This is a genomic window from Amycolatopsis sp. NPDC043887 (assembly GCF_056435665.1).
Genome location: NZ_JBWKEB010000011.1, coordinates 96,468 through 108,959, shown reverse-complemented (window position 1 = coordinate 108,959; position 12,492 = coordinate 96,468). Strand labels below are relative to the sequence as shown.

Below are 12,492 nucleotides of genomic sequence, written 5' to 3'. Positions count from 1 at the left end.
GGAAGTGCTGGCGTGATCACGACGCCACCGCCGGTGTGGGCATGATGGCGTCGCGCGCGAGCGAAACATCTCGTGCTGTGGCGGGTTTTGGTTTCGCTGGCGAGTTGGGCGCATCCGGTTTCCGGGTTTGGACGGTCTTCGTGTGGCTCGTTCCGGCGTGTTTCTTCCGCTTGGTACGGCTGGGCTTGGTGTTGTCCAGCCAGCGGACAAGGTCGGAGGCGGGTATGTCGGTAAACACTGCCAGCTCTTCGATCTCAATGACGTCACCGGACTCTGACAGCACTTCACCCAGCTCTCGTTCGAGATCGCCGAGTTCCTCGGCGAGCTCGGCGTGACGCTCTGCCAAGTCGCCGACGCGTCGCGCCGCGGCAGACCTCCTCTCGCTCCGGGCAGCGTCGGCTGCTTCGACACGTCGTTCGATCTCCTCGGCGGTAGGCATGGTGGACTCCTTTGTTCTTCAGGGCTTCCGGTTGCGGAAGGTTCACTTGATCTGGCCCTGATAGGTCTGGACGGCGGCGCGGATCGCGAAGCCAAGCCCGATCGCCACAGCAAGGCCAATCGCAACGAGGACCGCTTTCTCCACGGACTCCGATCCGCGGTCTCGCGACGCGCGGGCTCGCGTGCACTGCTCTTCTGTAGCGATCACGAGAGCGAGCACCCACTTGGTCAGGATCAGTCCGAGCCGGGCGCCACGTCGCCGGACAGTGGTCACATAGCGGTTCACGATGTTGTGCATAGATATCGAACTCCCTCCCGACGATGCGGGTGTCTTGCAAAGCTTCTCTGTCTGGCAGGTGCTCATGGCCCTCTCCTGGCAGTCGGTGAGGTTGAGGATTCGTGTGATGGAAAGAGAGCGAGGTCGGTCCATCGGGACTGCGGCTGCTCCCACGGGAACGACCCAGCACGGGTGATATCCCGTGCTGCGGTTACGTGAGCGAACACGCTTAGCGGCAACACTTCGGAAGCTCGCGATAACCTGGCGAGGTGGTCCTGTCCTGGAACGGAGGCTAGCGTGTGGCCAGCCCGGGCAGCGAGGTCGTGTCGCCGCATTTTCTGTTCCCACGCGCGGCAGAGCACGACGCAACCACGCACATGCCGAGCTACCCCTCGCAGGCCGGCGTCGACGTCGTCGACCGCTCGTCGCGTGGCGGCGACCAGGTCGTCGCCCATGTCGAACTCGGAGTCGACTTCCCGAGCAAGAGCACGGGTCTCGCGGCTGCGGTCAAGGCAGTACAAGGCACGCCACACCACTGTGTGGACCTCACTCGGCAGAGCGGGGTCGAGCCAGGCGCGTGCCGGGCTGCGGTACAGCTCCTTTAGCCCCGTTAGCAATTCTGCTACCAGTTCACGAGAGCCGGTATCCAGGTCGTCGAAATCGTGGCACTGAAAGAACTCCCCTTTCCGGAGCCGAGGCCGTGGCGCTCCTTCGCGCTCGAACGGGTTCTCTCCAGCTGGGCGGCTAAGGACGCGCAATACACCCAGCACCAGGATCAAGGTCACCAGGCCGATGCCGAGTTTCTCACCGAATCCGTGGCCTGCGCTGAATATCTGCACGGCCAGACCAGCGGCGAAGAGTCCTTTGAGGATGGTCATGGGGCGGACGAGCCCGAGAGCTTGCCTGCGCCGCCACTGCCGCGGGGTAATCGAAGGATTGAGCAGCACGGTGTCGTAGCCGTCAGGGAGGACGCAGTCGAGCACCGGTGGCACCGTCGCAGGCGAATCGTGGTGGCGCATCAGTTTCTCCTTAACAAGAAACAGTTTTGTTCCCTGAGCGGGAAAGTTCGCGATGTCGGTGGCGTACCGGCTAGCCACCGCCTGCGGCCAGCCGGATCATGGCGGGGTACATGACCAGGAGCAGGAACGCGACCAGGAGCAGTGCGACGGGGAGTGCGAGGCGTTGGGATCGGGCGTTGGCGTCGGTTTTGTCGGTGGCCAGCGCGGCGGCGCGCAGGGAGCTCGATTTGGCGATCAGGGTGGTGTAGATGGCGGCGCCGTCGGCTGCGGTGGCGAGGATGTCGGCCAGGTCGCTGAGTTCGACGACTCCCATACGTTTCCCAAGCCGGGACAGGGCTTCCCACGGGGTGTGTCCGGCTCGTGTCGCGCGGCCGAGGGTGCGGCTGATCCGGGCGAATACCCACGAGTCCCCAACGGCGGCGGCCTCGCCCAGTGCCTGGCTGGGGGCGCGGCCGGTGGCGCGTTCCTGCGCGACGAGGTCGAGATAGGCGGCGGTGGCGCGACGGAATTCCTCCCGCGCCCGGGTGGCGTCCTCCTGCACGGCCAGGGCCGGCACCGCCGATCCGGCCGCCGCGCCGGCAATCACGGCCAGCACCACCACCGCGGCGGAAAGGTCGATGCCGCCGAACCAGCCAAGCCCGGCCACCGCGAACACAGTTCCGGCAGCTGCAGCACCCCAGGTCAGGCGGCGGGCCAGGTAGCGGTCGGCGGTCTGATCGAGGACGTCGAGGTCTGCGGCGGGAATGCCCCACCAGCGGTTCGACGAACGTCCGGAGACCCCGGCCAGGCGTTCGATCCGGGTCGACCAGCGGCTGCGTGGCGTTGCTCCGTCAGCACGGCGAGCGGCACGGTCGTCCAGCTCGGCGACCGCGGCGGCCACGTTGACCGGAGCCGGGCGCACCAGGGCCAGGAGCACGCAGACCAGAGCCAGCCCGCCCAGTGCGCCCAGCAGCGCAGCGGTGATCCCGGGATTCATCGTGGCACCTCCGCATCGAGGCGAGCGGCAGCGATCGGGCTGCGTCTCGGCTTCGGTGTCCCGGGCGGAATCCTCGAAGTCGCACCGAGCAACCGCGCCGGACGGCGAGTTCGGGTGAGCAGGTGCATCCACCACCCGGAAGCACCCAGCAGACCACCAATCCCGGCCATCACCAGCTGGCCGAGCAGGTCGTTGAACGGGGTGAGGAACTCGTGCGCGAAGACCACGAGGCCGGTGAGCAGGAGCGCGGTGATTCCGAGGATGGCGCGGACATCGGTACGGGGTTTAGCGCGGTCGGCTTCGATGTCGCGGCGGGCGACGACCTCGCGTTCCAGGGCGGTGGCCTTGCTGTCGAGAATGTCGACCAGTCCGCGTCCGCCCGCGCGGGCGCGCAGGATAAGGGCGAGCACGACTTCGTCGGCGGCTTCGTCGCCCACGTCCTCGGCGAAGGCACGGAGCGCGGCCTCAAGGCCACGGGTCCGCAGCCGTACCGCGAGGGTTTCGATCTCGCTGGCCAGGGCTTCGGGGGCGGTGCGGGCGGAGGTGGCGATCGCTTGCTCCAGTCCGCCGGCGCCGGAGGCAAGCACATCGGCGAGACGCCGGACCCAGCTCGCGAGGGCGTCCAGCCTCGCGATCACGCGGCGGGCGTCGTGTCCGCGGATCAGGATCGGCACCGTCAGCACCGCAGCGACGGTCAGAAGGATGGCGACCGGCCAGCCGGTGCCCCACCACACAACACCACCCGCGACGACCGCGACGACGACCCGCCGCCTCGGTATCCGCGCCGCGAACGTCCTCCAGCCCGCGCTGCGCGCCGTGGCCGGTGGCGTCGACCGCGCAGCGGGTGGGCGGAAAGCCGCGACGGCGCAGGCGATCGCCGCCACCGCGGCGACGCCGAGCACGCCGGCCCATACGCCCGTCATCGCCCGCCCCCGCCTGGCAGACCGTTGGCACGCCAGGTGTCTGCACCGGCGGTGTCGAACAGGTGGCGGTCGAACCCGTGCCTTGCCAAGCGTTCCAGCAGCTCACGAGTGGGTGCGTAGGCCGGGACGGCGCGGCCGTCGGCTGGGCGTGGGGCGAAGATTCTGGTGGTGTCCGGGCGGCCGGAATCGCCGACTGGGCCGACCTCGATGATCTCGGTGACGAACCGCTGCCTGCGCCGCCCGCTGGGTGTGTCGTGGTCGGCGCGGGCGACGTGCACAACGAGGTCGATCGCCGAGGCGGTCCACTGGTGAGCGGCGTCGATCGCCAACGGCGGATGAGCGAGCTGTCCGAGCGCGCCGATCCGGTCGAACACCGCGGAGGCGCTCGTGGCGTGCAGGGTGCACATACCGCCTGTGGCGCCGTTCCCGAGAGCGCGCAGCATCGCGGTGACTTCCCCTGCCCGGACCTCCCCGACGATCACCCTGCTCGGCGAGTGCCGCAGCGTCTGCTTCAGCAGGTCGTCCAAGGAGATCTCCCCGATGCCCTCCGAGTTCGCCGGGCGGGCCTCCAAGGGGGTGACCAAAGGCCGGGCGCCGATGTGCAGACCGAGCTCGTACTCCTCCTCGACCGTGACGACGTGCTCGTAGTCCGGGATCTCCGTGCACAACGCGCGCAGCAACGTCGTCTTGCCCGCGGCCGGGCCACCGGACACGATCACGTTGCAGCCCGCCCGCACGGCCGAGCGCAGGAAGGACGCGAGCAGCGGATCGAGCGTGCCGTTGGCCACGAGATCGTCCAGGCCGACATCGACCAGGCGGTGGCGGCGGATCGCCACTCGCGGCCGGTCGGAAACCTCCATCACCGCGGCCACCCTCGCCCCCAAGGGGCCACCGGCGCCGATCCGAAGGTTTCCCAACGGGCGGCCGGCGTTGAACTCCCGGGAGGTCTGGCCCTGGCGGGCGAACATCGCCGCCAGCATCTCCACCAGATCGGCATCGGTGTCGGCCACCGGGTGCGGCCACTGCTCGACCGAGCCGTCCGCCAGCTCCAACAGGACCCGGTCACAACCGTGCACATGAATGTTCTCGACATCGTCACGCTCCAACAGTTCCTCCAGTGCGCCCAGCCCGGATAGCGCCGCGACGACCGCTCGGTTCAACCGGCGTTCCTCGGCCACCGGCAGCGGCGCGTGTCCGGCGGTTGCGCGGCGTTGCACCCAGCCGGCGACCTCGTCGGCCACGTAGGCACGCATCCGCGCCTGCTGCTCCTCGCTCGTCAGCGGTGTGTCCACATGGGACTCGCCCGCGGCGATGCGCTCCAGCCGGGCAGCGACCGCTTCCCGGATCTCCCTGACAGCCTCGGGGTCGAGCCGCCCTGTCTGCACACTGTCCAGCTGCGGTGTCCGCGGTATCGCTGTTGCGGGTCCCGCCGAGGTGCTGCGCGGTGGCGGCAACGTCACTGGATATGGCGACACTGCCGGATCATGTGGTAAGCGGAACCCGTTGCGTGGCAACGTCATCGTGTTCCTCCGGAAAGTAGGCGGGACGGTGCGGCCGCGGCCGGAATGCGCGGCTCGCTTGGCGCGTAGCTGTGGTACGTGCTGTGGAGATGGCGTGCGACGCGGCGTGCGGTGCGCTGCAGCGGTGACCGGTGCGGAGGCGTTCCTCCGTCGATGCCGTCGGAGAACACCGCCGCCGTCCGCGGGGCCATCGGGACTTCCACCGCGGCTTCCCGTCCCAGCGCCACGCGGACTTCGCGGGTGCCTGCGGGCGTTGTCGCGCAGACGGCCAGGCCCAGCCGTTGAGGCAGAATCCTCTCGGCGAGCTCGGCCAGGACGGGGCGCGCGGCCAAAACATGCCTCTGCGTCGGGCGCACCGCCACCAACACGAGATCCGAAGCGAGCAGCACCGGCCACGGTGTCGCCGAGCTGAAGCGGCCAAGGTCGACCAGCGCGTCGGCCGGATGCCCGGCCGCGGTCCTGAACGCGGCCAGAGCGACGGTCAGACGGGTCCATCCGGCCGTGCCGATCGCGGTGTGCTGGCCCGGTGTACTCAGCCCGGCCAGCAGGCCGACATGCCGCGCCGACGGCACCGCCTGGACGTGCTCAATCAGCGACGCCGGATCCCCGGCCGTCGCGTGCCGGGTCGCGATGAAATGCGACAACACACCGACGTCAGTACGGAGAAACCCGTTCACCACCCAATGCCCCAACCAGCCCAGCGCCAGGTCACCCCCCGCCGGGTCGCAGTCGGCCAACAGCACCGGCACGGGCCAGGCCGCAGCCAACGCGGCCAGCGTCGTCGTCCCGCCCGGCGCCCCCTTGCCCGACACGATCGCGATCATCGCCATCTCACTCACCACTCCTTCGGAAGCCGATCTTTTTCACGCGCCCGGCCCGAGCTGGACCACGACGACCTGCTCAGCGGAGGCGCTGGTCGCGGCGTGCGCGGCATCAGCACCGACGACGACATCGACCGTGACCGCTCCGGCGGAATCCGGCGGGCCGACGCCGAGCACCCGCGCACGAAACGGACCGGACGTGTTCGCCGGAGCCTGCCCAACGTCCGGCCCGCTACTGGCCGCGATCGGGGTGACCTGCACCAGATCCCCAGCCGACAAACCACGGGCGGGCAGGTGGCCAGGCGAAACGGAAAGCCCCACCAGCCGCTCCCCAGGTCCCGGAATCGGCTGCCCGGACAGCTGCCCAGGCACCAGCACCGTCCCGGCGGGCAGAATCGACCGCGCGACCTGCCCGACGACGCTGGCTTTGTCACCGACCGGGATGAAGGCCAGCGGCTGGTCCGGGACGGCCTTGGCCACATCGAGATCGCCCTCTACGATCGTCTGCCCCCAACCCACCTCACGGGTGAGCACGAGGACATCGACCCGGTCGTCCTGCCCCGCGATCAAGGCGTAGTTGCCGAACGCGACGACCGCGGCCAGCACCACCGCGACCCCCAACAGCCACCAGCGCCGTCGCCGTGGCACCCGCGGCGGCTCGTCGTCCTCGGGCTGGCCGACGAACGCCGAATCACGGCCGTGCGCTTTCGGCGGAAGCGAAAAAGACAAAGCGGTACCCATAGCAGCATTCCTTCAATACCAAGAATTGCGTTCCGCTAACTCAGAACACAATTAAGTACGGTTTCCCAGAGCACGTTTCTAGTTCGCGCGCAAGGCCTGAACCTCGGCGACAGCGAACGTCGCCCTCGCCCGGGACTGCATCAGCGGGAAGTCACCGCCCACCGAACCAGTCCCGTCCGAGCCGATCCAGCTCACCGACCACTGAATCGCCCACTCCGCGGTGGTCTGATCATTCGGCTGCCCGACCGAGCTGCGGGTGTACACGAAACCGCAATCAGGGCTGGCGGCGTGCAGCCCGCGGGACCGGTCATACGGTGTTCCCGGCCCCGAGCAGGACATCGACCCGCCGTACCCCGAGTTGAAGGTCATCCCCGTTGGCGTCGCGGTCACCTCGGCCCACACCGGACCGGCCTGTACCCGCTCGACCGCCGGTTTCCACACGCTGCGATCGGTCCAGATCCAGGTGTTCTCCCCCACGATCGTGGCGGTCCTGCCATCGGGCAACCGCACATCCGGCGAATGCCGAGGAACGGGCAACGGTAACTGCAGCTGCTCGAATGCGCGCGCAGCAAGATCCGCCGGAGTCGGCAAGGGCGGAGCCGCCGGTCCACCTGACGCCGCGAGTTCGTCGACCGGCAGCGAGGGGACGCAGCGGATGCCGAACGCACTGCCACCCGGCCGACCAACGCCAGGTGCACCACCCACACCGAAACCACCGAGCGAACAGCCCGCAGGAAGCCCGTCCGACGACTCCGGTGATCCGCTCAAACCAGCCGCCTGCCGACCCTGACTGCTCGGCTTCCTCCCCGGTCCGCCTGGCCGCACAGGTGCCTGACCTCCTAGGTCTAACGCCCGCATGTCAACACGTGGCGGAGCGTACTGACCGAACTGATCCGTGTTGTTAGGGACGACAATGACTTGGCCGTCGTCCTGCGGACTGGGCTGACTAAGGGCAGCCTCTGCCGACGCTGCCGCATGTCCAACCGTGCCACCGACAACAGCGACAACCCCTGCCGCATAGGCAACTGCGTTCCGAATTCTCATCAGCACGGCCCGCCTGGGTAGTCAAGCTGTGACACTTTCCAACGCCCGTCCGCCATATCGCGAACCATCTGGGCGTGGATGGGGATACGAGGGGAACCGACGGTCTTGCGGTCACCGGTAGTCGCGTCGGCTTGCCCCGAGCGAGATCCGTCCTGGCAGTCCTGCACCGTAGCCCGATCGCCGCGAACATCAACGCTGTTGATTCGCGTGGTGACATCCCCATACGGCTTAACCCCAACCAGCTTGTTTCGGCGCATGGCTTCTAGGGTCGTAGATAGTTGCGGGTCTACCGCGAGCGCAGCCATTGCATCCCGCCACGTGTCCTCCGGAGAATTCGGCACGGCCAGCGACCGCGGCCAAAATTGGGTATAGGCCGCTTCGACAGCCTGCCGCTGATCCTGACCGGATGACGTCAGCGTCGAGGGCGCCTGTGTTGGAGCCGACAACGTGGGCGCGGTCGACGATGTCGGCTCGCCGTCGCCGCCACACCCTGCGGAGACCAGGACGACCATGCCGCTCGAGACGAGGGTTAGCCAACAACGCGGGCCGAGGTTGCTCACAGATTCCTCCCCTAGTGCTTCCGACGCCGTGCCAGACCTCGCCAGCACGGTCACAAGACTGTCTATGCCATGAGGACACTCACCAGCGCTCCGCCGAGCAGTGACGGTCCAGCAGCGAAGTTGGAATTCACGCTCTTGGACGACACCGCGACCACGAGAGCAACCGCTGCGGTAAGCCCGCTGGCGATCAGCAGGCCCCGCAGTAGGCCGTCCCAACCGAACCAACCGAGGAACAGCGCGAGCGCACCGTACAGCGCCGTATCGCCTCCGCCGGTGTGGTCCGGCGCGAAGACCTGGACTAGAGACGCAAGAGCGAACGCGACCACGGCGGACGCGCAGGCGAAACCGAATCTCGACCAAGCTCCGTCCATGAGCGCGATGCCGAGGAACGCCACGGCACAGCCGCCTGCCAGCGCCGTCACCATCGGAAACGGGAGTCGTCGGCACCGGAGATCCGTGAGCGCCAGGCCGCATCCCAGCGCGCAGACCCAGCACCAGACCAGCCAGTTCGGCGTCGTGCCCAGACGAAGCCAGCCGATCCAGCTGCCCGCCGCCGTAGCGACCGACATCGTGGCCGCGACCGCGAACCGTGTACGGGGCCTGGTCACCAGAACCGTGCTCGTCGAGCGCTCCGCAGCGGCAAGCAACGCCGGCCCTGCTGCGAAGCTCCCGACTCCGATTACGTACTCCACGATCGGCACTGTTGGCACTCCCCGGCGAGGTGCGCAAGCACGAGCGAATCGTCATGGCCTCGCCCTCCTTGTCGGTGATGGTGACCGGCTTGGCCCGGCGCGCTCGCCGGCTGCGGGCCGAGCCGGTCACCTACCTCCGTCCCCGGAGCGGAACGTCCGGGCCAGTCCGTTCTAGCTGGTCAGCCCCGACTATCTGCAAGGTAAGTACGTACTGAGCCTTGGCTCAGTACGTTGATCTTCACTCGAACAGTGGACATCGGACCGCATATTTGCACCGGCGCAAGTTCTCTCGTGGTAGGTAGGGGCCGTGACCAATGACTGGGACGTCCCGTACCGCCAAAGCCTGCACGAGGCACTGGCCGTGCTCTCCGGTCAATGGACGGTGGCGGTCTTGGCCACGCTCGCGCTGGGCGAGAGGCGCTACAAGGATCTGATGGCGGAGGTGAACGGCGTCGAGGAGCGCGTCGGATGGGTGTCGCACCCGAAGCCGGTCACGGACAAAGTGCTGACCGACACTCTTCAACGGGCTCGGGACAACGGGCTTGTCGTTCGCCGTGCCGAGGGAAGCCAGATCGGGGGCAGTGTCTGGTACCGGCTCACTCCCAGCGGCAAGGAGCTTCTGCGCGCCCTGCGGCCGTTGGCGACATGGGCACAGCAGAACCGCGACAGCCTGGCGAAAGACGCCTCCCCCAGCACGGACAGGACTTGATCAAGCAGTCGACGTCATCATGCGAACCTGGTTTCGCCCACCGTCCTTCGCGGCGAACAAGGCCAGATCGGCAGCCAGGAGCACATCCTCGAGACTCTTCCCGGTATCCGGGTATAAGGCGGCTCCGATCGACGCACTGAGTGGGTGCTGGTCGCCCGCGGCGTGATCGTGGATCCCGTCGACGCGCAAACCGAAGATGGCCTCGCACGTCCGGTCGGCAATGGCTCTGAGCTCGTCCTGAGTTACGTCGGGAAGAATCACGACGAACTCTTCGCCACCGAACCGACCGCTGCAGTCTTCCCCGCCGACGCTCTGGAGAACCTGGCCGACGGCGCGAAGTGCTCGATCTCCGGCTTGATGACCGAAGGCGTTGTTGATCCGGCGGAAGTGATCCAGGTCGATCATCAGGACACCGACCCTCGTGCCGTTGCGTTCAGCTCGCGCGAACTCAGCTTCAGCGAGGGCGTGCCAGGCGGTCGAGTTCAACAGGCCGGTCTTCGAGTCGATGGTGGCCGCGTGCTCGAATTGTCGGATCAGCACCGACCGGTGCAGCGCGTACAGCGGCACGAAGATCAGCACCACGAGCGTGGGGTGCATGCTGAGCAAGAGAGCGGTCACGACGCCCATGCACAACGTCGCGAGTTCGAGCGCGTTCTCGCTAAACGGTCCGAGGAGCCTCGTAGCCGTCCTGTCGGGACGCACGATCGCGATGGTGATCGCGGCGATCAGCGAGTTGACGGCGAAGTACACGACGACGACCGCGGCGCACGCCAGCGCGTCCGAGCCGTCGAACTCGTGCGTCATGGGCACCAATTGCATCTGCTTGGCGAGCCACCCAGCCACCTGGCAGGACAGGATCACGTTGGCCGCGTTGAAGGCGAACCTCGAGACGAAGGTCCCGGCCACGCCGCGCGAACAACGGAGCCAGAGGTGGACATAGAGAACGACGGCGAGGACGGCGGCGAGAGACGGGGAGAGGATAAGAGCACCAGCGAGCGTCCATACCGACGAGAAATTGACGTGCGGTGTGTCCGCGAAGCGCCGGCGACGCCGTTCGACGCTGCGCGCCAACTCGGCCGCGATCACCCCGAAGGCCATGACGAACAGACAGACGCGGACGTCCGCCCACGCGGGCGGATCAAGAGCCGCGCTGACGCCGACGGCCGCGATCGCGGCCATTTCGATGAACAAGATGAATCCACGCGCATACAGAGAGTGAGACCAAACAGACCAGCCTACGCGTCCGTTCGGGCTATCGCCATGCGCGCTCTGTGACTTCCCCGGCATACTGACCGCACTTCCGTTCCCTTCGGAGGAGGGGCCGGTCTCCGAAGTCGCCGCTTCCTGGCCGGTCGTGCCTCCTCCTTCAGCCGGACGTCCCGGGAGGAGGCCACGATGCGTAACAAGGAAGTCTGATGGTCTTCGCGCTGCCCTATCGGCCTGCGCAGGCTCGTCCTCGGTGACTCTGCCTCGTCGAGGGCGAGCCATCTTCCAGGCCGCTCCGATGGTCACGACCAAGGCCGTGGCCAGCAAGCCGGCCGCAGCGACGGTATAGGTCGGGCCGATGAGTTCGGCGACGACACCGCCGCTCAAGATCGCCACGCCTTGCCCGGCGTAGACGGTGGTGCTGAACCGTCCCATGACACTGCCACGCCGAGAATCAGGCACGAGGGAAACGATCATGGGCTGAAGGCGGATCAAATAGATCGTCGAGAAGACGCCGGATGCCGCCCACAACACGATCGACCACACGATTCCCGGGGCGAACGCGCAAGCAATGAGTGGCACTCCGGCGAGCGCGGCCGGCACTACGACGGCCCGTTGAGTCGGCGTGGTCGAGGTGCTGGTCTTGGCTGCCCACCAGGCCCCGATGACGCTGCCAACAGGATCCGCCGCCATCAAGAGACCGATCGCGACCGCTCCGAGTCCGAGAGCTTCCGCATATGGAGCTGCCAGGCCTTCGGGCACCACGAAGAGCCCGATCAACGCCCCCAAGATGAACGGCGCCGCCAATCTGAAATCGACCCCTCGGGGCTGCGCACCGCCATCAGCCTCGGCCGACGTGCGTTCCTTCGCGGCTCTGCCGGGTCTCACGCCTACTGCGATGATCATTGCGCTGAGTACGAAAGTGAAGGCATCGAAGACGAGGGCGCCGGACGGGCCGAGCACGCCGACCAAAATCCCGCCGAAGCCGAAGCCCACAACCTGAGCGATCTGGACCGTCATTTGGCGAAGGGCGAGGCCAGGTTGATACCGCTCACCTCCCAGCACGTCCGGCAAGAGCGCCAGCTGGGCCGCTTTGAACGGCGCCGAGGCCATGGTCAGCAGACCGACCAACGCCCAAAGCAGCCAGAGCGGCATACCGGGGACGGCCATCGCCGCGGCCAGTCCCGCACGCACCAGGTCGGTCAGCACGAGAACACGTTTGCGCGGGAATCTGTCGGCCAATCCGGACAAGAGAAATCCGCCGAGAACGGCAGGAACGAAGGTGAGCGCATAAGTCAGCGCTGTGAGCACAGCCGACGATGTCCGGTCGAAGACCAGAACCGCCAGAGCCACCCTCGCAAGCTGATCACCGAGGATCGAAACACCTTCGGCCGACCACAGCGCACGAAACTCGCCGACTCTCAATGAGTCGACAAAGCCCGCCCCTCCCACACGCCGCACTTGGTCCCTCCAACCGCGCGGTTGTGCCTATCCAGTCGCCTTAACGGCGTCACACGTCTGGACCAGCCACGGTATGCCCGGAGAGTCGCCATCTGGATACCATCG

12 protein-coding genes are annotated in these 12,492 nt (G+C 67.4%); 1 reads left to right on the top strand and 11 read right to left on the bottom strand.

The features are described 5' to 3' along the window. Nucleotides 1-16: 16 nt before the first annotated feature. From AC069H_RS27920 to AC069H_RS27875, 10 genes are all read right to left on the bottom strand, one after another. Nucleotides 17-439: a hypothetical protein gene (locus AC069H_RS27920; protein WP_478226966.1), complete on the bottom strand. Its 423-nt coding sequence runs from the start codon at nucleotides 437-439 to the stop codon at nucleotides 17-19. A 42-nt stretch (nucleotides 440-481) separates the two neighbouring features. Then, the gene (locus AC069H_RS27915) at nucleotides 482-736 is read right to left on the bottom strand and encodes a hypothetical protein (RefSeq protein WP_478226965.1); all 255 of its coding nucleotides are present in this window, start codon (nucleotides 734-736) and stop codon (nucleotides 482-484) included. A gap of 62 nt (nucleotides 737-798) precedes the next feature. Further along, nucleotides 799-1,734, bottom strand: coding sequence for a hypothetical protein (locus AC069H_RS27910; protein WP_478226964.1), 936 nt, complete (start codon nucleotides 1,732-1,734; stop codon nucleotides 799-801). Between the two features lie 70 nt (nucleotides 1,735-1,804). Beyond that, a complete protein-coding gene (locus AC069H_RS27905; protein WP_478226963.1) occupies nucleotides 1,805-2,710 on the bottom strand; it encodes a type II secretion system F family protein in 906 nt (301 codons plus the stop codon). Next, complete coding sequence (locus tag AC069H_RS27900; RefSeq protein ID WP_478226962.1) at nucleotides 2,707-3,633, bottom strand: type II secretion system F family protein; 927 nt, start codon at nucleotides 3,631-3,633, stop codon at nucleotides 2,707-2,709. The genes AC069H_RS27905 and AC069H_RS27900 overlap by 4 nt, the downstream gene beginning before the upstream one ends. After that, nucleotides 3,630-5,018 (bottom strand): CpaF family protein, encoded by a 1,389-nt coding sequence (locus tag AC069H_RS27895; RefSeq protein WP_478226961.1) that lies wholly within the window; start codon nucleotides 5,016-5,018, stop codon nucleotides 3,630-3,632. Before AC069H_RS27895 ends, AC069H_RS27900 begins: the two co-directional genes overlap by 4 nt. Before the next feature lie 131 nt (nucleotides 5,019-5,149). Beyond that, nucleotides 5,150-5,983: a CpaE/TadZ family protein gene (locus tag AC069H_RS27890; protein ID WP_478227116.1), complete on the bottom strand. Its 834-nt coding sequence runs from the start codon at nucleotides 5,981-5,983 to the stop codon at nucleotides 5,150-5,152. 33 nt (nucleotides 5,984-6,016) lie between these two features. Further along, entirely contained in the window at nucleotides 6,017-6,715 is a 699-nt protein-coding gene (locus tag AC069H_RS27885; RefSeq protein ID WP_478226960.1) for an SAF domain-containing protein, read from the bottom strand. Between the two features lie 78 nt (nucleotides 6,716-6,793). Then, nucleotides 6,794-7,225 (bottom strand): hypothetical protein, encoded by a 432-nt coding sequence (locus AC069H_RS27880; RefSeq protein WP_478226959.1) that lies wholly within the window; start codon nucleotides 7,223-7,225, stop codon nucleotides 6,794-6,796. Nucleotides 7,226-8,381: 1,156 nt separating this feature from the next. Continuing rightward, nucleotides 8,382-8,927, bottom strand: coding sequence for an A24 family peptidase (locus AC069H_RS27875; protein ID WP_478234310.1), 546 nt, complete (start codon nucleotides 8,925-8,927; stop codon nucleotides 8,382-8,384). Nucleotides 8,928-9,318: 391 nt separating this feature from the next. Here AC069H_RS27875 and AC069H_RS27870 point away from each other — a divergent pair, with 391 nt between their 5' ends. Then, nucleotides 9,319-9,720 (top strand): winged helix-turn-helix transcriptional regulator, encoded by a 402-nt coding sequence (locus AC069H_RS27870; protein ID WP_478226957.1) that lies wholly within the window; start codon nucleotides 9,319-9,321, stop codon nucleotides 9,718-9,720. Here the strand turns inward: AC069H_RS27870 and AC069H_RS27865 are convergent, their stop codons facing one another. After that, nucleotides 9,721-12,387 (bottom strand): MFS transporter, encoded by a 2,667-nt coding sequence (locus AC069H_RS27865; protein WP_478226956.1) that lies wholly within the window; start codon nucleotides 12,385-12,387, stop codon nucleotides 9,721-9,723. Nucleotides 12,388-12,492: the final 105 nt, after the last annotated feature.

Excerpts from the sequence above, each read along its gene's own strand:
- AC069H_RS27920 (WP_478226966.1), bottom strand. The coding sequence starts at position 439 with ATGCCTACCGCCGAGGAGATCGAACGACGTGTCGAAGCAGCCGACGCT.
- AC069H_RS27915 (WP_478226965.1), bottom strand. The coding sequence starts at position 736 with ATGCACAACATCGTGAACCGCTATGTGACCACTGTCCGGCGACGTGGC.
- AC069H_RS27910 (WP_478226964.1), bottom strand. The coding sequence starts at position 1,734 with ATGCGCCACCACGATTCGCCTGCGACGGTGCCACCGGTGCTCGACTGC.
- AC069H_RS27905 (WP_478226963.1), bottom strand. The coding sequence starts at position 2,710 with ATGAATCCCGGGATCACCGCTGCGCTGCTGGGCGCACTGGGCGGGCTG.
- AC069H_RS27900 (WP_478226962.1), bottom strand. The coding sequence starts at position 3,633 with ATGACGGGCGTATGGGCCGGCGTGCTCGGCGTCGCCGCGGTGGCGGCG.
- AC069H_RS27890 (WP_478227116.1), bottom strand. The coding sequence starts at position 5,983 with ATGGCGATGATCGCGATCGTGTCGGGCAAGGGGGCGCCGGGCGGGACG.
- AC069H_RS27885 (WP_478226960.1), bottom strand. The coding sequence starts at position 6,715 with ATGGGTACCGCTTTGTCTTTTTCGCTTCCGCCGAAAGCGCACGGCCGT.